Source organism: Ollibium composti (genome assembly GCF_004801285.1).
In the GTDB taxonomy this organism is placed as follows: domain Bacteria; phylum Pseudomonadota; class Alphaproteobacteria; order Rhizobiales; family Rhizobiaceae; genus Mesorhizobium; species Mesorhizobium composti.
Map to the genome: position 1 here is coordinate 12944 of NZ_SSNY01000010.1, position 17573 is coordinate 30516.

The following is a 17573-nucleotide window of genomic DNA, read 5'->3' on the forward strand; positions in this document are numbered from 1 at the left end:
CCGATGTTCGCCCTCCCTTTCCTTCGCCGTGACCTGCCGGCGCTGAAAGGCGAGAAGGTGTTGCTGCGCCTGCCGCTGACCGGCGACTACAACGAATGGGCCAAGCTGCGCGGCGAAAGCCGCAGCTTCCTGGAACGCTGGGAGCCACGCTGGACGCCCGACGAACTCGATCGTTCGGCATGGCGCCACCGCATCGGCCGCTACCGCGAAGACCATGCACAGGGCACGGCGATCGCTTTCTTCATCGTCGAGAAGGAACACGGCCGGCTGGCCGGCGGCATCACCATCGGCAACATCCGCCACGGCGTCGCTCAGAGCGGCCATCTCGGCTACTGGATGGGGGAGCGCTATGCCGGGCGCGGACTGATGACCGACGCCGTCAACGTGCTCACCCGCTTCGCTTTCGATACGCTGCGGTTGCACCGGATCGAGGCTGCCTGTATCCCTGACAATCAGCGCTCGATCCGCGTGCTTGAAAAAGCCGGATTCACGCGCGAAGGACTTCTGCGATCCTACCTCAGGATCAACGGCATCTGGCAGGACCACTATCTCTATGCCCGGATCGAGGACGATCCTGCAGGCAATCGAACGAAGGGCTGATTTTTGAGGATTTCGATGCGATTTCAGGCGCTGATCGCATTCGTCGTCGCGACGGTGACGATGCTGTGCGCCATGGCCCCCGCCCTCGCCATCGAGCCGATCAAGATCGCCCGCGACGACGTCGCGCTCGACCTGTCGCGCGCCGTCGAAATCTACCGCAACCAGGGCGACAATTTCCAGGTTTCCACCGCCCCCGGCGCCGACGGCATCGTGCGGCGCATCGAAGTGGAAGCCAACGACGCGCGCTCCACCGGCGACTGGGCGGTGTTCGCGCTCTCCAACTCGACCGACCAGCAGCTCGACCGGCTGATCGTCGCGCCGCATTTCCGGTTGGTCAATTCGGGCATCTTCTGGCCCGATCTCGGCTCGACCCGCATCGCCGCCATCACGCCTTCCGAGGGCTTTGCGCTCGACCGCCAGACCAGTCCCGACGCCGACGTGTTCAGGGTGACGCTGAACCCCGGCACGGTCGTCACCTTCATCGCCGAGCTTGCCTCGCCCAAGCTGCCGCAGGTCTATCTGTGGGAACCGGAAGCCTACAAGGACTCGGTCAACTCCTACACGCTCTATCGCGGCATCGTCATCGGCATCGCCGGCCTGCTTGCGCTGTTCATGACCATCCTGTTCGTGGTCAAGGGAACGTCGATGTTTCCCGCCACGGCGGCACTCGCCTGGGCGGTTCTTGCCTATATCTGCGTCGATTTCGGCTTCCTCAACAAGATCATAGAAGTCTCTCCCGGCAACGAGCAGATGTGGCGGGCAGGAACGGAGGTGGCGCTGGCGGCGACCCTTGTGGTGTTCCTTTTCGCCTATCTGAACCTCAACCGCTGGCACGGTCATTTCAGCTACGGCGCACTGGTGTGGATTTTCGGCCTCGCCCTGATCGCGGGCGTCGCCATCATCGATCCGCCGATCGCCGCCGGCATCGCCCGCATCTCCTTCGCGGCGACGGCACTGACCGGGCTTGGCCTCATCGTCATGCTCGGCATACGCGGCTACGACCGCGCCATCATGCTGATTCCCAGTTGGGTGATGGTGCTCTTGTGGCTCGTCGGCTCGTGGATGGCGATCACCGGCATGCTCGACAACGACATCGCGCAGCCGGCGCTTGGCGGCGGGCTGATCCTGATCACGCTGCTGATCGGCTTCACCGTCATCCAGCACGCCTTTGCCGGCGGCGCGCTCTATCAGGGCCTGTTCTCCGACCTTGAGCGGCAGGCGCTCGCCGTCGCCGGCTCCGGCGACACGGTGTGGGACTGGGACGTACTGCGCGATCGCGTCGTCACGCGGCCCGACATTTCCCTGCAGCTCGGGCTCGCGCCCAACAGCCTCGGCGGGGCGGCGCGCAACTGGCTGCCGGTGCTGCATGCCGACGACCGCGATCCTTTCCGCACGACGCTCGATGTCGTGCTGGAGCACCGGCGCGGCCGGGTGGCGCAGAATTTCCGCCTGCGCGGCGCGGACGGCCACTACCACTGGTTCTCGCTACGCGCCCGGCCGGTGATCGGCTCGGACGGCGAGGTGATCCGCTGCGTCGGCACGCTGGTCGACGTCACCGAGCAGAAGAAGGCCGAGGAACGGCTGCTGCACGACGCCGTGCACGACAACCTGACCGGCCTGCCGAACCGCGAACTGTTCATGAACCGGCTGGAGGCGATCATCTCCATCGCCCGCACCGAGGAGAAGGTGCGCCCGACCGTCTTCGTCATCGACATCGACCGCTTCAAGCAGGTCAATGACGGGCTGGGCATCTCGGCCGGCGACACCATCCTGCTCACCGTGGCGCGCCGCCTGCACCGGCTGCTCAAGCCGAAGGATTCCCTGTCGCGCTTCGCCGGCGACCAGTTCGCGCTGATGCTGTTGTCGGATCAGGACCCTGCCCGCATCGCGGCGATGGCCGACGCCATCAAGCACGCCATCAGTTCGCCGATCACCTTCGCCAAGCGCGAGATCGTGCTGACGGCCTCGATCGGCCTCATCACCTGGACCACCGAGCAGGCGTCGGCGGAAGATCTGGTCAAGGACGCCGAGCTTGCCATGCATCAGGCCAAACGCTTCGGCGGCGACCGCATCGAGCCGTTCCGCCCCGCCTTCCGCACCGTCGGCACCGACCGGCTGCAATTCGAATCCGACCTGCGGCGCGCCATCGAGCGGCGCGAATTCACCCTCGCCTACCAGCCCATCGTGCGACTGGAGGACAACAGCATCGCCGGCTTCGAGGCGCTGCTGCGCTGGGATCATCCACGCCGCGGCATGATCCCGCCGGCGGACTTCATCCCGGTGGCGGAAAGCTGCGGGCTGATCGTCCAGCTCGGCCTGTTCGCCATGCAGAAGGCGGCGGACGACCTGGCGCTATGGCAGAAGCAGTTCGGCGACACGCCGCTGTCGGTCTCGGTCAACCTGTCCAGCCGCCAACTCATCCGCCGCGATCTGGTCAGCGACGTCCGCTCGGTCATCGCCCGTTCCAACATCAAGCCGCGCTGTCTCAGGCTCGAACTCACCGAATCGCTGGTGATGGACAATCCCGAACAGGCCGCGCATGTGCTCACCAAGCTCAAGAAACTCGGCATCGGCCTGTCGCTCGACGACTTCGGCACCGGCTATTCGTCGCTGTCCTATCTGACGCGCTTCCCCTTCGACACGATCAAGATCGACAAGAGTTTCGTCGACGACGCAACGCCGAAGCGCTCGGTACTCATCCGTTCCATGGTCAACATGGCCCATGAACTCGGGCTCTCGGTCGTGGCAGAAGGCATATCGGACCAGAGCGACGCGCTGGAGCTCAGGCAAATGGGCTGCGAATATGTGCAGAGCTTCATGTTCGGCCCGCCGGTCGCCGGCGAACAGGTCCCCAGGCTGCTGAAAGAGCAGATCGCCGCCTCGCAGCCAGCGCGCGCCTGATCCGCTTCGCTTGCTCTCAGGCCGTGTCAGGCGTGTCCGGCCGCGGCGCTCAGGCGCGTGGGATCGACGCCGATGGAGGCGAGGATCCTCTCATATTTGCGCTCGATGTCGGCATCAAACAACAGGTCGGGATCGGCAGGACAGGTCAGCCAGCCGTTCTCGGCGATCTCGCCTTCCAACTGTCCCGCCCCCCAGCCGGCATAGCCGAGCGCCATCAACGCCTGGCGCGGACCGCGGCCGGTGGAAATCGCCCGCAGGATATCGACGGTAGCGGTGAGGCAGACATCCGGCGAGACAGGCAGGGAGGATTCGACCCGGTAGTCGCCCGAATGCAGGACGAAACCGCGCGAGCGGTCGACCGGGCCGCCGTTGCGCACGACGAAATCGCGCGCCTGCCGGGGCAGACGGATCACTTCCTGCTCGCTCATGATGCCGAGCTGCACCAGAAGGTCGGGAAACAGCATCTGCTGCGTCTGGTTGATGATCAGGCCCATCGCTCCTTCGTCGGAATGGGCGCAGACGTAGATCACCGAACGCGCGAACCGCTCGTCCTTCATGCCCGGCATGGCAATCAGGAACTGGTCATCCAGAAAACCGCGCTCGGCGGCGTCCTTCTTTTGACGCAGTAGGTCCATGTCCGAAGCCTAACGCGTTTCCGGCATGCTTGAAAGGTGCCCTTTGGACGGATTTGAGACGGCGGGCGGTGCACGGGTCACGCAAATATGATGCCGCCGTGCTTGAGAAAGCGGTTGCCTCGTTGCGATGAGCCGGTCAAATCAGCCCATGCAAGCCCACTTTCTTTTCTCCCTCGGAACGGTTGCAACCCTGCTGTCCAGCCTGCCGGCGGCCGCATCCTCCTCGGCCTGGTTCCAGTCGGAAGGCGGAAAGGTGCGGCTCGTCACCACCGGCGCGCCCGACGAGGCCGGCCGGCTGCAGGGCGCGCTGGAGATCGTGCTCAAGCCCGGCTGGAAGACCTACTGGCGCGACCCCGGCGACAGCGGCGTGCCGCCGCAACTGGACGTCGGCGCCAGCACCAACATCGCCGGCGCGGAGATGGCGTTTCCCGCGCCACAGCGCCATGACGACGGCTATGGACAGTGGTCCGGCTATGACCGGTCCGTCGCCTTTCCGGTCGTGTTCACCGTGGCGAAGCCGGGCAAGACGGCAACGATCGACGCCGATGTCTCGCTCGGCATGTGCGAGACGATCTGCATTCCGGTGCAGACGCAGCTGACCGTCGATCCGGCCGACGGCGCCGACGACGCGGCCGACGCCGAGGCCGTCAAGGCGGCGCTTGCAGCTCTGCCGGCCAAGGCGACGGCCGATTTCGGCATCACCGCCCTGCCCGGCGACCACGAGACGCTGGAGGTCGAAGCACATGTTCCCGGCGACCCGGCGGCGGCCGATTTCTTCGTCGCGGGGGCCAACGACTATATGTTCGCCGCGCCGCGCCGCAGCGACGACAACGGCAAGGTCGTCTTTTCCGTACCGATCCTCGACCGCCCGACGACGACACCCACCGGCGCCGGACTGCACTACACGCTGACCGGCTCGACCGGCGCGGTGGCAGGCGTGCTGCCGTATCCGTAATCTCGACGCCATTGCGGGCGCGCCGAGAACCCGTTATCGCTTCCGTCGTCTAACAACGCCTGGATGAGAACACGATGACCATTGCCGTCGGCGACACGCTGCCCCAAGCCACCTTCAAGACGATGACGTCGGATGGCTCGAAGGACATCACCGGGGCCGAGATTTTTTCCGGCAAGAAGGTGGTGCTGTTCGGAGTGCCGGGCGCCTTCACGCCGACCTGCTCCAACAACCATCTGCCGGGCTATCTGGAAAACCACGACGCGATCCTGGCGCGCGGCGTCGACACGATCGCGGTCGTCGCGGTCAACGACCAGCATGTCATGGGCGCTTGGGCGCGCTTCACCGGCGGCGAGGGCAAGATCCTCTACCTCGCTGACGGCAACGGCGATTTCGTCAAGGCGGTTGGCCTCGATACCGATTTCTCCGCCAACGGCATGGGCCTGCGCTCCAAGCGCTTCTCGATGATCGTCGACGACGGCAAGGTGGTTGCGCTCAACGTTGAGAGCAAGCCGGGCGTCAACGAATCGAGTGCGGCGCATATTCTCGAGCAGCTTTGAGGGCGGGGCTTCGGTCAAACGCCGGCGCCGCCCCTCATCTGCCTGCCGGCATCCTCTCCCCGTAAACGGGGAGAGGCGCGCTTTCATGATGCTTTCGCCAATCGCCAACGCTGGAAATGTAGTGATGAGGTCGCGGCCGTCCTTCCTCGCCCCGTTTACGGGGAGAGGATGCCGGCAGGCAGGTGAGGGGCGGCGCGGACGCTAGATCAATAACTCTGGCTCGACCGCCGTGGCGGCTTTGGCGCCGGCTTGCCGGGTTTCGGCTTCGCGGCCGGAGCAGCGCCCTGCGCCCCAACCACCTTCTTCTTGAACGGCGCCATTCCGGCGCGTGCGAGTTCATCGGCGCGTTCGTTTTCGGGATGGCCGGCGTGGCCCTTCACCCAATGCCACGTCACCTTGTGACGCTTGCGGGCCGCATCGAGCGCCTGCCACAGTTCGGCGTTCTTCACCGGCTTCTTGTCGGCGGTGCGCCAGCCGTTGCGCTTCCAGCCTTCGATCCAGCCGGAAATGCCGTCCTTGACGTAGTTCGAGTCGGTGTAGAGATCGACGGTGCTGCCTTCCTTGATGGCGTCGAGTGCGCTGATGGCAGCCGTCAGTTCCATGCGGTTGTTGGTGGTCAGTTGTTCGCCACCGTTCAGTTCGCGCATCGCGCCGTCGTTCGGCCCGTCGCTGCGCAGCCTGAGCACCGCGCCCCAGCCACCGGGGCCGGGATTACCGGAACAGGCGCCGTCCGTATACGCCTCGACGCGCCTCATGCCGTCGCCCCTTGCGGCTCCAGGCCATATTCGGCCGGCGACCGGACCTGCCGGTGGAAGCGCATGCGGCGCAGGTATTCGAGCGGGTCCTTCTTGACCACCAGGCTGCCTTCCGGCGTGTTCAGCCAGTCATAGAGGCGCGTCAGCATGAAACGCAGCGCCGATCCGCGCGCCAGAACGGGCAGCATCCCGGCCTCGCGGTCGGACAGCGGGCGTACGGTGGTGTAGCCGCCCAAAAGCGCCCTGCCCTTGGTCAGGTTGAAGGAATTGTCCTTCTCGAAGCACCAGGCGTTGAGGCAGATGGCGACGTCGTAGGCGAGCAGATCGGTGCAGGCGAAATAGAAATCGATCAGGCCCGACAGGCGCTTGCCGAGGAAAAAGACGTTGTCGGGAAAGAGATCCGCATGGATGACGCCGACCGGCAGGTCCGCCGGCCAGTTGGCCTCCAGAAAGGCCAGGTCGGCTTCCGTTTCCTCCGCAAAGCCCGGCGCCACCTCGTCGGCGCGCGGCTTTGCCCGCTCCCAGAGCGGCCGCCATCCCGAAACCGAAAGAGCGTTGGCGCGGCGAAGCGAAAAATCGCTCCCCGCCAGGTGCATGGCCGCGAGTGCCGCGCCCACCTCGCGGCAGTGCTCGACGGTAGGACGCCGCATCCACATGCCTTCCAGGAAGGTGACGAGGGCGGCGGGCCGCCCGGCAAGCTGGCCGATGGTCGTGCCGTCCTTGCGGCGCACCGGCAGCGGACAGCTTATGCCGCGATCGCTGAGATGCTGCATCAGGCCGAGGAAGAACGGCAGATCGTCCGGGTTCACCCGCTTCTCGTAAAGGGTGAGGATGTAGGCGCCGCTGGAGGCGTGCAGCAGGAAGTTGGAATTCTCGACGCCCTCGGCGATGCCCTTGTAGGAGAGCAGTTCGCCGACATCGTAGTCGCGCAGGAAGGCGGCGAGATCGGTTTCGGAAATGTCGGTATAGACGGCCATCAGCGGGACCCGTTGACAAAGGCCATATCCGCCGGCGTCAGTTCGACATCGCGCAGCGCGCGCATGACCGGGAATTCCTCCGTCTCGGTCGCCGTCACGGCGAGTTCGACGGACACGTCGAAGCGGGCGCGGAAAGCGTCGATGATCTCGTCGACGATGATTTCCGGCGCCGACGCCCCGGCTGACAGGCCAAGCGTCGAGATCGAGCCGATCTCGTTCCATGGAATGTCGGCGGCGCGTTGCACCAGCAGCGACATGGCGGCGCCCGCGCGTTCCGCCACCTCGACCAGCCGGCGGGAATTGGACGAATTGGGAGCGCCGACGACGAGGAACAGGTCGGCGCCTTCCGCGGTTTCCTTCACCGCCTCCTGCCGATTGGTGGTGGCGTAACAGATCGACTCGGCGGCTGCTGCCTGCATGGCGGGAAAACGCTCCTCAAGCACGCGGATGATGCCGGCGGTGTCTTCCACCGACAGCGTCGTCTGGGTGACGAAGCCGAGCGCCTCGGCATCCGCCGGCTCGAACGTGCGCGCGTCCGCTTCCGTCTCGATCAGCGTCACCGCGCCTTCCGGCAACTGACCCATCGTGCCGATCACTTCGGGGTGGCCGGCATGGCCGATCAGAAGCACGTGGCGCCCGAGCCGCTGGTGGCGCATCGCCTGCTTGTGCACTTTCGACACCAGCGGGCAGGTCGCATCGAGGTAGAAGAGGTTGCGTGCCTCGGCATCGGCAGGAACCGACTTCGGCACGCCATGGGCCGAGAACACCACCGGGCAGTGGCGATGCTCCGCCGGAATCTCGGAAAGTTCCTCGATGAAGACGGCGCCAAGGTTCTGCAGGCCCTCCACCACGTAACGGTTATGGACGATCTCGTGGCGGACATAGACCGGCGCGCCGTATTTCTTCAGCGCCAGCACGACAATCTGGATCGCCCTGTCGACGCCGGCGCAGAAGCCGCGCGGCTGGCACAGTCTGATCGTCAGGGGCGGTTTGGTCTGGAGCATGGAGCGGACATGCTGTACCGGACGCCGGCCTGTCAAGAGAAGGAATGCCGCGCTGCCCGGCAATGCGACAGCCGCCGAGGCCGGGTCACCCCGGTTTGCGCTGCCGCAGCAGCCAGGCGATCAACACGCCCGCAAGAGCCGCAGCCAGCCCGTACCAGGTGACGGCGTACTGCAAATGGTTGTTCGGCAGGTCGACGATGGTCGTGCCGCCGACCGGCAGCCCGCCGGGATTGGGGGCGTCGCCGGCGTCGACGAACAGGCCGAGCACCTTCGCATCGGCCGGCAGGCCGGAGCTTGCCGCCATGGCGCGGATGTCCTTCCAGTAGAAGATGTTCTTGCCCGGCTCGTTGTCGGGCACCAGCGACGACGGTTTTTCCGCCAGAACGGGGCGCAACAGCCCGGTGACGGTGACGCGGCCCTGCACCTCGCCCTGCTCGCGGGTCGAGGGGTCCTTGCGGTCATAGGGCACGAAGCCGCGATTGACGAAAACCCAGTCGCCGTCGTCGAGCTTGAGCGGCGTGTAGACGTTGAAGCCGGCCTGCCCCTTGAAGGTCGCCAGGAAATGCCGCTCGAAGCGGTGGTCGAACGTACCTTCCACCGTCACCGGGCGGTATTCCTGCGCCGCGACGTCCGGATCGGCCTTGAGGGCGGCGAGCAGATCGACGGGCGGTTCCGCCATGCGGCTGGCGATGGTGGCGATCAGCCCTTCCTTCCAGTGCAGGCGCTGGACCTGCCAGGTTCCCAGGGCGATCAGGATCAGGAAGACGATGGCGCCGGAAACGACGGCGAGGGCCTTTCTCGGCCGGCGCCCGGCGGCAACTGTCGCCCCGCCCTCTGGCACCCCGCTCCTTGACTCCGAGTTCACCGGCTTCCCGCTCACTGGCCTCTGTCCAACCTGCCCTCGGCCGCCTTGTTGCGGTATTGCAGCGCGATCAGCACGCCCTTGATCAGGCGCAGCGCGACGAGACTGAGGACCAGCGTCAGCGGAATCCAAAGCATGAAATGCAGCCACAGCGGCGGATTGAAGTTCACCTCCATCCACAGCGCCAGCCCGACGACGATGAAGCCGATGATCAGGATGACGAACACCGCCGGGCCGTCGCCGGCATCGGCGAAGGAATAATCCAGCCGGCAGGTGGAGCATTCCTTGCCGACCGTCAGGAAGCCGGAGAACAGCCTGCCCTCGCCGCAGCGCGGGCAATGCCCTTTCAACCCGGTGGCGATGGGCTCGACGGGCGGCCAGATCGCCTTGTCCTCCTGGATATGAGGGCCTTCGCTCATCGGGTTCTCGCCTTTTAAAAAATGAAGGCGGCCGCGTCGCCGCAGCCGCCCCCGTTTGATTTCCGTGTGCGGATCAGCCGGCGTGTTCGATCACAGCACCGGCCGAAGCCCAGACGTAGATGCAGGCAAACAGGAACAGCCACACCACGTCGACGAAATGCCAGTACCAGGCCGCCGCCTCGAAGCCGAAATGCTGCTTCGGCGTAAAGTCGCCGCGGATGGCGCGGATCAGGCAGACCGCCAGAAAGATGGTGCCGATGATGACGTGGAAGCCGTGGAAGCCGGTCGCCATGAAGAAGGTCGCGCCGTAGATGGAATCCTTGAAGGCGAACGGCGCGTGCATGTACTCGTAGGCCTGCACGAAGGAGAACAGCACGCCGAGCGCGACCGTCAGCGTCAGGCCCCAGACGAGCCCCTTGCGGTCGCCGTGGATCAGCGAATGGTGCGCCCAGGTGACCGTCGTGCCGGAAAGCAGCAGGATGACGGTGTTGTAGAGCGGCAGGTGGAAGGGATCGAGCACTTCCAGGCCCTTCGGTGGCCACACGCCACCGGTGAAGGCTGCACGGGCGACCTGCTCGGTTTCGGCCGGGAACAGGCTGGCGTCGAAGAAGGCCCAGAACCAGGCGACGAAGAACATCACCTCGGAGGCGATGAACATGATCATGCCGTAGCGCAGGTGCAGCGACACGACGCGCGTGTGATGCCCCTCATGCGCTTCCTTGATGGTGTCAGACCACCAGGAGAACATGGTATAGAGCACGATCAGGAGGCCGATGAAGAAGATCCACGGCGAGGCGATGTTGACCCCGAACAGGTGGAACTCGTTGCCCTTCATGTACTGCATCCAGGCAACACCACCGACCGCCATGACGAGCGCGCCGACGGAGCCGGTGAACGGCCACGGGCTCGGATCGATGATGTGGTAGTCGTGTTGCGGTTTTGCGTGCGCGTCTGCCATGTCAGCCCCCGAGGGTCTTTGCGGTATCGGTGTTTATCTTGTTTCCCGTTTCCGGTGCCGAAGCGACCGGCTTGTCCCCCTCCGCCGGGAACATCGTGTAGGAAAGCGTGATGGTCTTGATGTCCTTGAGCTCCGGCTGGTTGACGATGTCGGGGTCCACGTAGAAGACCACCGGCATGTCGGCCGTTTCGCCGCCTTTCAGCGTCTGTTCGGTGAAGCAGAAGCACTCGACCTTGTTGAAGTAAGCGCCGGCAAGGTCCGGCGTGACGTTGAACGTGGCGCGGCCCGTCGTTGCCGTCGGCAGCTTGTTGACGGCCTTGTAGTGGGCGCGCGCGGTCTCGCCGATCTTGACGGTGATGGAGCGGGCGACCGGCTCGAAATCCCACGGCACGCCGGCCGTGTTGGCATCGAAGCGGATGGTGATGTCGCGATCGAGCACCTTGCCGGCATATTGCTGCTCGACGCGCTGCGTGGTGCCGGCATAGCCTGTGACCTGGCAAAAAACCCTGTAGAGCGGCACCGCCGCGTAGGCCATGCCGATCATGCCGGCGAAGAACGCCACGCAAGTACCGGCGATGACCATATTGGTCTTCTGCTTGCCCGGACGCGGGGACGGTGCCTGGTTGTCCATCTCTACCCTCACATCGGCCCGTTCGGCATGAAATGACCGAACTTGATGAAGGTCGCCACGTAGAAGATGACGACCAGCGCGCCGAGCGCGAGGCCAATTGCGACGGACCGGCTGCGCCGTGCCTTCTTCTGACGCTCGGTCAGTTCGATCATTTCCAGCTTGTCGTCGGCCATCGTCACGCTCCGCCCATGGCGAGCGCCCGCTCGACGACGCTATCGGCCAGACAGGCAGCGAAGATGGCGAACAGATAGAGCAACGAATAGCCGAACAGCGCCTTGGCCGGCCGCATGACGCGGTCGCTGTCGGGCATCATCAGCACCTTCCACGAATACCAGACGAAGCCGACGCCGAGGATGGCCGACACGATACCGTAGCCGATGCTGACATAGCCGAGGAACCACGGCAGGACGCCGACCGGAGCCAGAATGAGCGCATAGGCGAAGATCTGGCGCCGGGTCGAGGCCTCGCCCGCGACGTTCGGCATCATCGGGATGCCGGCGCGGCCGTAGTCCTGCGCCTTGAACAGGGCGAGCGCCCAGAAATGCGGCGGCGTCCACAGGAAGATGATGAGGAACAGGATGACGCTTTCCAGGCTGACCGAGCCGGTCACCGCGGCCCAGCCGATCACCGGCGGAAAGGCACCGGCCGCGCCGCCGATGACGATGTTCTGCGGCGTCCAGCGCTTCAGCCACATCGTATAGATGACGGCATAGAAGAAGATGGTGAAGGCGAGCAGCGCCGCCGACAACCAGTTGACCAGCACGCCGAGCGTCATCACCGAAAGGGCGGAAAGAACAAGGCCGAAGCTCAAGGCCTCGCCGGGCGACACGCGACCGGAAGGAACCGGGCGCGAGGCCGTACGGGTCATCACAGCGTCGATATCGGCATCGTACCACATGTTGAGAGCGCCCGACGCGCCCGCGCCAATGGCGATGGCGAGGATCGCGATCATCGCGATCAACGGATTGATCGACACCGGTGCCGCCACCAGGCCGACGAAGGCGGTGAAGACGACCAGCGACATGACGCGCGGCTTCAGCAGGGCGAAATAGTCGCCCGCCGTCGCTTCCGACATGCGGAATGCGGCGTCTTCGATGCGTGTTTCTTCAACCAGGGCCATGCGTACTTAGAAAATTCCAGGGTTCCGTTTGGCTGATACCGCCGACCGGGGCCGGCGGTATCGATGAGTCTCAGCCTACTTGACCTTCGGCAGCTGCTCCCACTGGTGGAAGGGCGGCGGCGAAGGAAGCTGCCATTCCAGGGTCGTCGCGCCCTCGCCCCACGGGTTGGCGCCGGCGACGCGCTTCTTCTGGAACGCCTCGAAGACGCCGTAGAGGAAGATCAGCACGGCAAAGCCGGAGATGTAGGAGCCGTAGGACGACACCATGTTCCAGCCGGCATAGGCATCCGGATAGTCGATATAGCGGCGCGGCATGCCGGCAAGGCCGAGGAAATGCTGCGGGAAGAACACCAGGTTGACGCCGATGAAGGTGACCCAGAAGTGGGTGTTGGCGATCACCGGCGAATACATGTAGCCGGTCATCTTCGGGAACCAGTAGTACCAGGCCGCGAAGATGGCGAACACGGCACCCAGCGACAGCACGTAGTGGAAGTGGGCGACGACGTAGTAGGTGTCCTGCATAGAGCGGTCGAGACCGGCATTGGCAAGCTGCACGCCCGTCACGCCGCCGATGGTGAACAGGAAGATGAAGCCGATCGCCCACAGCATCGGCGCCTTGAAGGAGATCGAGCCGCCCCACATGGTGGCGATCCACGAGAAGATCTTCACGCCGGTCGGCACCGCGATGACCATCGTGGCGAAGACGAAGTAGCGCTGCGTGTCCAGCGAGATGCCGCTCGTGTACATGTGGTGCGCCCACACGACGAAGCCAACCGCGCCGATGGCGACCATGGCGTAAGCCATGCCGAGATAGCCGAAGATCGGCTTCTTCGAGAACGTCGAGATGACATGGCTGACGATGCCGAAGCCCGGCAGAATCAGGATGTACACCTCAGGATGGCCGAAGAACCAGAACAGGTGCTGGTAGAGGATCGGGTCCCCGCCGAACTCGGGCGCGAAGAAAGAGGTGCCGAAGTTGCGGTCGGTCAAAAGCATGGTGATGGCGCCCGCCAGAACCGGCAGCGAAAGCAATAGCAGGAAAGCGGTGATCAGCACCGACCAGGCGAACAGCGGCATCTTGTGCAGCGTCATGCCCGGGGCGCGCATGTTGAAGATGGTGGTGATGAAGTTGATGGCACCGAGGATGGAAGACGCGCCGGCGATGTGGATCGACAGGATCGCGAGATCCATGGCCGGCCCGGGCTGACCCGAGGTCGAGAACGGCGGATAGAGCGTCCATCCGCCGCCGACGCCGTAAGCGCCCGGCGCGCTCGGGACGAACATGGAGGTGATGAGAAGAATGAAGGCCGGCGGCAAGAGCCAGAACGAGATGTTGTTCATGCGCGGGAAGGCCATGTCCGGCGCGCCGATCATGATCGGCACCATCCAGTTGGCAAAGCCGCCGATCAGCGCCGGCATGACCATGAAGAAGATCATGACCAGCGCGTGCGCAGTGGTGAAGGCATTGAACATCGACTTGCCGGCGTCGAGGGCGGCATCGCCGTCAACACCATAGACCATCGAGGCGAGGCCCGGGAAAATCTGGATGCCCGGCTCGGCCAGTTCCCAGCGAATCATGATCGACAGCGCCCCGCCGACGATGCCGGCGCAGATCGCGAAGATCAGATAAAGGGTGCCGATATCCTTGTGGTTGGTCGAGTAAACCCAGCGGACCCAGCCGCGCGGCTTGTGGGCGTGATCGTCGTGCGCTGCAGCGTGAGCCATGTTCCGCTCCGTTGTTCCCTAATCTTGCTGGCCGCGGCTCAGTTGCCGGCGACCGCTACCTTTTTGGTACCGTCGACTTGAGCCATCAGCGCTTTGTTGGCGCCGGGCAGATCGTTCTTGGCCGCAGCCATCCAGGTATTGAACTGGTCGTTCGACACCACCCGGATGGCGATCGGCATGAAGGCGTGGTCCTTGCCGCACAGTTCCGAACACTGGCCATAGAAGATGCCTTCCTTCTCGGCCTTGAACCAGGTCTCATTGATGCGGCCCGGAACCGCGTCGACCTTGATGCCGAAGGCGGGCATGGCGAAGGAATGGATAACGTCGGCGCCGGTCACCAGCACGCGGACGACCTCGCCGACCGGCACGACCATCTCGTTGTCGACGGCCAGCAGGCGTGGATAGGTGGCCTTGTCTTCCTTGCCGGCGGCGGCGCGGTCCTTGTCGTCAAGGATAGCCGAATTGAAGGAGAGCGGCTCCTCAGCCTGATACTCGTAGTCCCAGTTCCACTGGTTGCCGGTGGCCTTGACGGTCAGCTTCGGCTCTTCCGGCGGAGAATACTGGGCGGTGAGAAGCTGGAAGGACGGCACGGCGATGAACAGGAGCACGACCACCGGGCCGACCGTCCAGATCACCTCGATCAGCGTGTTGTGGCTGGTGCGCGAAGGCGTCGGGTTGGCACCGGCGCGGAACTTCACGATGCACCAGGCAAGCAGCACCAGCACCAGGAGCGTGATGGGGACGATGAACCACAGCGTGTAATGCTCGAACCAGGCAATCTGGCGCATGATATCGGTGGCAGGCTGCTGGAAGGTGGTTTCCCACGGCCGCGGCTGGTCGGCATGGGCAGCGCCCGCGAAAAACACGGCGGAGGCGCCTACGCCAGCAAGAAGTTTCCTCATCGCCCTGATCATCTCCCAGTCCCCACGACCGCGTAACAACCGCGTATTGCAAATGAACCATGGCGGGATGGGAATCCCGCGCATTCTCGATCTGGTTCAAACCATACTCTTTTTCCTATCGCAAGGAAGGAGCAGGCCAAATCATGCGGCATTTTTGCGCGCGCCCCGCGGCGCGGCGCCCGCCTGTGGAAAGGCCCGGCGGCAGCCAAACGGCCGGGAGGCGACCGAACGGCCGTAAATCGGGCCGGTTTCGGCACCAAAACCGCATTGTGGCCGCATTCGCGTTCGATTGGGCCGTGCCTCACGCTTTTTTTCGATCCGGCTGGGGCTTAAAGTGCCGTGATTCGCAGGTGGAGCCGTCATGAACCCTTGGGTTTCGAGAACCTTGGCGAAAGTCGCCTTCGCCGCCGCCCTGTCCGTCGGGGGATTGGCGGTCGCGGGACTGTCGGTCGCCGGCCAAGCCTATGCGGCCCAGCCGAGCGGCACGGTGAAATCCACCCACGGCGCCTGGTCCATCATCTGCGACACGCCGGCCGGCGCCTCGTCCGAGCAATGCGTGATGATGCAGAACGTCGTGGCCGAGGACCGCCCGGAAATGGGCCTTTCGGTCGTGGTGCTCCGGACAGCCGACAACAAGGCCGAGATCCTGCGCGTGCTGGCGCCGCTCGGCGTGCTGCTGCCGAACGGGCTCGGCCTCAACGTCGACGGCAAGGATATCGGCCGCGCCTATTTCGTCCGCTGCTTCCAGGACGGCTGCTACGCCGAGGTGATTTTGGAGAAGCCCTTGCTCGACACGCTGAAGAACGGCAAGGCGGCGACCTTCATCGTTTTCCAGACGCCTGAAGAGGGCATCGGCATCCCGGTCGACCTGAAAGGCTTCGCGGACGGCTTCGCGGCGCTGCCCTGACGTTCCTTCAGCGCATCGCAAGCGTGATCGCGATGCCGCCGGCCATGCCGATGCCGATCCCCGCAATGGCGTAGTCGGCGCCGAATACCATGCCCACGGCGAAACCGACCACTGCGCCGACGAATATCCAGTATGATCGTTTCAAGCCTGCTCCTCACGCGAGCTTGACCCTTACCGGGATGCAAGCCGCCTCTGCCGTGCCTATATTGCGCTTCACCGAATACGAACAGGGAGCCGCGCCTTGCGTTCCATGCTGACCGAGCAATTCGACGTTTCCGAAAGCCGCCTGAAAGAGATCGTCGCGGATGCCGTGCACGGCGCCGACGATGGCGAGCTTTTCCTCGAATACAGCGAGAGCGAAGCGCTGATGTTCGACAACGGCCGGTTGAAGACGGCCAATTTCAGCACCGACCAGGGCTTCGGCCTGCGCACCGTCGCCGGCGAGGCCAGCGGCTACGCCCATTCGAGCGAGCTTTCGGAGGCCGCGCTTCTGCGCGCCAGCGATGCCGTGTCGACCGTGAAGGACGGCTATTCAGGCACGTTGGCCGACGCGCCGGCGCGCACCAACCGTCATCTCTACAGCGACGAGAACCCGATCCCCTCGCCTTCCTTCGAGGCCAAGGCGAAACTGCTCACCGAGATCGACGGCTGGCTGCGGAACCGCGACCCGCGCGTGCGCCAGGTCACCGCCTCGCTCGCCTCGTCATGGCAGCATGTCGAAATCGTGCGCGGCGACGGGCAGATCGTGCGCGACATCCGCCCGCTGGTGCGCGTAAACGTGTCGGTCGTCGTCGGCGAGGGAGACCGACAGGAAAGCGGCTCCTACGGCATGGGCGGGCGCACCGGCTTCGGCGAATTCCTCGTCGAGGAGAACTGGAAGCACGCGGCGCAAGAGGCGTTGCGTCAGGCGCTGGTCAACCTGGAGGCCGTGCCGGCGCCGGCGGGCACGTTCGACATCGTGCTGTCGTCCGGCTGGCCGGGCGTGATGCTGCACGAGGCAGTCGGGCACGGGCTGGAAGGCGATTTCAACCGCAAGAAGACCTCCGCCTTCGCCGGCCTGATGGGCCAGCAGGTCGCCGCCAGGGGCGTCACCGTGGTCGACGACGGCACCATCGCCGAGCGGCGCGGCTCGCTGACGGTGGACGACGAGGGCACGCCGACCAACCGCACGGTGCTGATCGACGACGGCAAGCTGGTCGGCTATATGCAGGACCGCCAGAACGCACGGCTGATGGGCATGGCGGCGACCGGCAACGGCCGCCGCGAAGGCTACGCGCACCAGCCGATGCCGCGCATGACCAACACCTACATGACCACCGGCGACCACACGCCGGAGGAGATCATTGCCTCGGTGAAGAAGGGCATCTATGCCGTGTCCTTTGGCGGCGGGCAGGTCGACATCACGTCGGGCAAATTCGTGTTCGGCTGCACCGAGGCCTACATGATCGAGAACGGCAAGGTCACGCAGCCGATCAAGGGCGCCATGCTGATCGGCAACGGGCCGGACGCCATGCACCGCGTCGCCATGGTCGGCAACGACACGAAGCTCGACACCGGCATCGGCATGTGCGGCAAGGCCGGACAGGGCGTGCCGGTCGGCGTCGGCCAGCCGCACCTGCGCATGAACCAGATGACGGTCGGCGGCACGCAAGTGTAGAGCATTTT

Annotated in this window: 19 protein-coding genes; 6 read left to right on the forward strand and 13 right to left on the reverse strand. The window is 64.9% G+C overall.

Going from position 1 to position 17573, the window contains the following annotated elements; all coding sequences use genetic code 11:
* Positions 1-3 precede the first annotated feature (3 nt).
* Both E6C48_RS16410 and E6C48_RS16415 read left to right on the forward strand, forming a co-directional pair.
* A complete protein-coding gene (locus E6C48_RS16410) occupies positions 4-600 on the forward strand; it encodes a GNAT family N-acetyltransferase (RefSeq protein ID WP_136359170.1) in 597 nt (198 codons plus the stop codon).
* A 15-nt stretch (positions 601-615) separates the two neighbouring features.
* Positions 616-3501: an EAL domain-containing protein gene (locus E6C48_RS16415; protein WP_136359172.1), complete on the forward strand. Its 2886-nt coding sequence runs from the start codon at positions 616-618 to the stop codon at positions 3499-3501.
* 26 nt (positions 3502-3527) lie between these two features.
* On the opposite strand, the gene E6C48_RS16420 is transcribed toward E6C48_RS16415, so the two are convergent.
* On the reverse strand, positions 3528-4136 hold the full coding sequence (locus tag E6C48_RS16420) for a YqgE/AlgH family protein (RefSeq protein WP_136359174.1): 609 nt from the start codon (positions 4134-4136) through the stop codon (positions 3528-3530).
* 148 nt (positions 4137-4284) lie between these two features.
* Between E6C48_RS16420 and E6C48_RS16425 the strand changes: the two genes are divergently transcribed.
* Positions 4285-5091 (forward strand): protein-disulfide reductase DsbD domain-containing protein, encoded by an 807-nt coding sequence (locus tag E6C48_RS16425; protein WP_136359176.1) that lies wholly within the window; start codon positions 4285-4287, stop codon positions 5089-5091.
* Between the two features lie 74 nt (positions 5092-5165).
* Positions 5166-5648, forward strand: coding sequence for a peroxiredoxin (locus E6C48_RS16430; RefSeq protein ID WP_136359178.1), 483 nt, complete (start codon positions 5166-5168; stop codon positions 5646-5648).
* A 206-nt stretch (positions 5649-5854) separates the two neighbouring features.
* Here the strand turns inward: E6C48_RS16430 and rnhA are convergent, their stop codons facing one another.
* From rnhA to coxB, 11 genes are all read right to left on the reverse strand, one after another.
* Positions 5855-6403 carry a ribonuclease HI gene (rnhA, locus tag E6C48_RS16435; RefSeq protein WP_136359180.1) on the reverse strand — a complete coding sequence of 183 codons (549 nt, stop codon included), beginning with the start codon at positions 6401-6403 and terminating at the stop codon, positions 5855-5857.
* A complete protein-coding gene (locus E6C48_RS16440) occupies positions 6400-7380 on the reverse strand; it encodes a homoserine kinase (protein WP_136359182.1) in 981 nt (326 codons plus the stop codon). The genes rnhA and E6C48_RS16440 overlap by 4 nt, the downstream gene beginning before the upstream one ends.
* Positions 7380-8384, reverse strand: a complete 1005-nt coding sequence (gene ispH, locus E6C48_RS16445; RefSeq protein ID WP_136359184.1) for a 4-hydroxy-3-methylbut-2-enyl diphosphate reductase — start codon at positions 8382-8384, stop codon at positions 7380-7382. Before ispH ends, E6C48_RS16440 begins: the two co-directional genes overlap by 1 nt.
* An 85-nt stretch (positions 8385-8469) precedes the next feature.
* Positions 8470-9225 (reverse strand): SURF1 family protein, encoded by a 756-nt coding sequence (locus E6C48_RS16450; protein ID WP_230978809.1) that lies wholly within the window; start codon positions 9223-9225, stop codon positions 8470-8472.
* Between the two features lie 35 nt (positions 9226-9260).
* Positions 9261-9647 (reverse strand): DUF983 domain-containing protein, encoded by a 387-nt coding sequence (locus tag E6C48_RS16455; RefSeq protein ID WP_136359424.1) that lies wholly within the window; start codon positions 9645-9647, stop codon positions 9261-9263.
* 91 nt (positions 9648-9738) lie between these two features.
* Positions 9739-10623 carry a cytochrome c oxidase subunit 3 gene (locus E6C48_RS16460; RefSeq protein ID WP_136359188.1) on the reverse strand — a complete coding sequence of 295 codons (885 nt, stop codon included), beginning with the start codon at positions 10621-10623 and terminating at the stop codon, positions 9739-9741.
* A gap of 1 nt (position 10624) precedes the next feature.
* Entirely contained in the window at positions 10625-11254 is a 630-nt protein-coding gene (locus E6C48_RS16465) for a cytochrome c oxidase assembly protein (protein ID WP_136359190.1), read from the reverse strand.
* An 8-nt stretch (positions 11255-11262) separates the two neighbouring features.
* Positions 11263-11427: a hypothetical protein gene (locus tag E6C48_RS22585; protein ID WP_168734558.1), complete on the reverse strand. Its 165-nt coding sequence runs from the start codon at positions 11425-11427 to the stop codon at positions 11263-11265.
* 2 nt (positions 11428-11429) lie between these two features.
* Complete coding sequence (locus E6C48_RS16470; protein WP_136359192.1) at positions 11430-12374, reverse strand: heme o synthase; 945 nt, start codon at positions 12372-12374, stop codon at positions 11430-11432.
* Between the two features lie 75 nt (positions 12375-12449).
* On the reverse strand, positions 12450-14099 hold the full coding sequence (ctaD, locus tag E6C48_RS16475) for a cytochrome c oxidase subunit I (protein WP_136359194.1): 1650 nt from the start codon (positions 14097-14099) through the stop codon (positions 12450-12452).
* Between the two features lie 38 nt (positions 14100-14137).
* Positions 14138-15013 carry a cytochrome c oxidase subunit II gene (coxB, locus tag E6C48_RS16480; RefSeq protein ID WP_407941005.1) on the reverse strand — a complete coding sequence of 292 codons (876 nt, stop codon included), beginning with the start codon at positions 15011-15013 and terminating at the stop codon, positions 14138-14140.
* 349 nt (positions 15014-15362) lie between these two features.
* Here coxB and E6C48_RS16485 point away from each other — a divergent pair, with 349 nt between their 5' ends.
* Positions 15363-15908, forward strand: coding sequence for an invasion associated locus B family protein (locus E6C48_RS16485; protein ID WP_136359198.1), 546 nt, complete (start codon positions 15363-15365; stop codon positions 15906-15908).
* A gap of 7 nt (positions 15909-15915) precedes the next feature.
* Here the strand turns inward: E6C48_RS16485 and E6C48_RS22590 are convergent, their stop codons facing one another.
* Positions 15916-16053, reverse strand: coding sequence for a hypothetical protein (locus E6C48_RS22590; protein WP_168734560.1), 138 nt, complete (start codon positions 16051-16053; stop codon positions 15916-15918).
* Positions 16054-16158: 105 nt separating this feature from the next.
* On the opposite strand from E6C48_RS22590, the gene tldD reads away from it, so the two are divergent.
* Positions 16159-17565, forward strand: coding sequence for a metalloprotease TldD (gene tldD / locus E6C48_RS16490; protein WP_136359425.1), 1407 nt, complete (start codon positions 16159-16161; stop codon positions 17563-17565).
* Positions 17566-17573: the final 8 nt, after the last annotated feature.

What these genes read in the sequence shown, in the direction of transcription:
- E6C48_RS16410 (WP_136359170.1), top strand. Translation starts at nt 4, where the DNA reads ATGTTCGCCCTCCCTTTCCTTCGCCGTGACCTGCCGGCGCTGAAAGGC.
- E6C48_RS16415 (WP_136359172.1), top strand. Translation starts at nt 616, where the DNA reads ATGCGATTTCAGGCGCTGATCGCATTCGTCGTCGCGACGGTGACGATG.
- E6C48_RS16420 (WP_136359174.1), bottom strand. Translation starts at nt 4,136, where the DNA reads ATGGACCTACTGCGTCAAAAGAAGGACGCCGCCGAGCGCGGTTTTCTG.
- E6C48_RS16425 (WP_136359176.1), top strand. Translation starts at nt 4,285, where the DNA reads ATGCAAGCCCACTTTCTTTTCTCCCTCGGAACGGTTGCAACCCTGCTG.
- E6C48_RS16430 (WP_136359178.1), top strand. Translation starts at nt 5,166, where the DNA reads ATGACCATTGCCGTCGGCGACACGCTGCCCCAAGCCACCTTCAAGACG.
- rnhA (WP_136359180.1), bottom strand. Translation starts at nt 6,403, where the DNA reads ATGAGGCGCGTCGAGGCGTATACGGACGGCGCCTGTTCCGGTAATCCC.
- E6C48_RS16440 (WP_136359182.1), bottom strand. Translation starts at nt 7,380, where the DNA reads ATGGCCGTCTATACCGACATTTCCGAAACCGATCTCGCCGCCTTCCTG.
- ispH (WP_136359184.1), bottom strand. Translation starts at nt 8,384, where the DNA reads ATGCTCCAGACCAAACCGCCCCTGACGATCAGACTGTGCCAGCCGCGC.
- E6C48_RS16460 (WP_136359188.1), bottom strand. Translation starts at nt 10,623, where the DNA reads ATGGCAGACGCGCACGCAAAACCGCAACACGACTACCACATCATCGAT.
- E6C48_RS16465 (WP_136359190.1), bottom strand. Translation starts at nt 11,254, where the DNA reads ATGGACAACCAGGCACCGTCCCCGCGTCCGGGCAAGCAGAAGACCAAT.
- E6C48_RS22585 (WP_168734558.1), bottom strand. Translation starts at nt 11,427, where the DNA reads ATGGCCGACGACAAGCTGGAAATGATCGAACTGACCGAGCGTCAGAAG.
- E6C48_RS16470 (WP_136359192.1), bottom strand. Translation starts at nt 12,374, where the DNA reads ATGGCCCTGGTTGAAGAAACACGCATCGAAGACGCCGCATTCCGCATG.
- ctaD (WP_136359194.1), bottom strand. Translation starts at nt 14,099, where the DNA reads ATGGCTCACGCTGCAGCGCACGACGATCACGCCCACAAGCCGCGCGGC.
- coxB (WP_407941005.1), bottom strand. Translation starts at nt 15,013, where the DNA reads ATGATCAGGGCGATGAGGAAACTTCTTGCTGGCGTAGGCGCCTCCGCC.
- E6C48_RS16485 (WP_136359198.1), top strand. Translation starts at nt 15,363, where the DNA reads ATGAACCCTTGGGTTTCGAGAACCTTGGCGAAAGTCGCCTTCGCCGCC.
- tldD (WP_136359425.1), top strand. Translation starts at nt 16,159, where the DNA reads ATGCTGACCGAGCAATTCGACGTTTCCGAAAGCCGCCTGAAAGAGATC.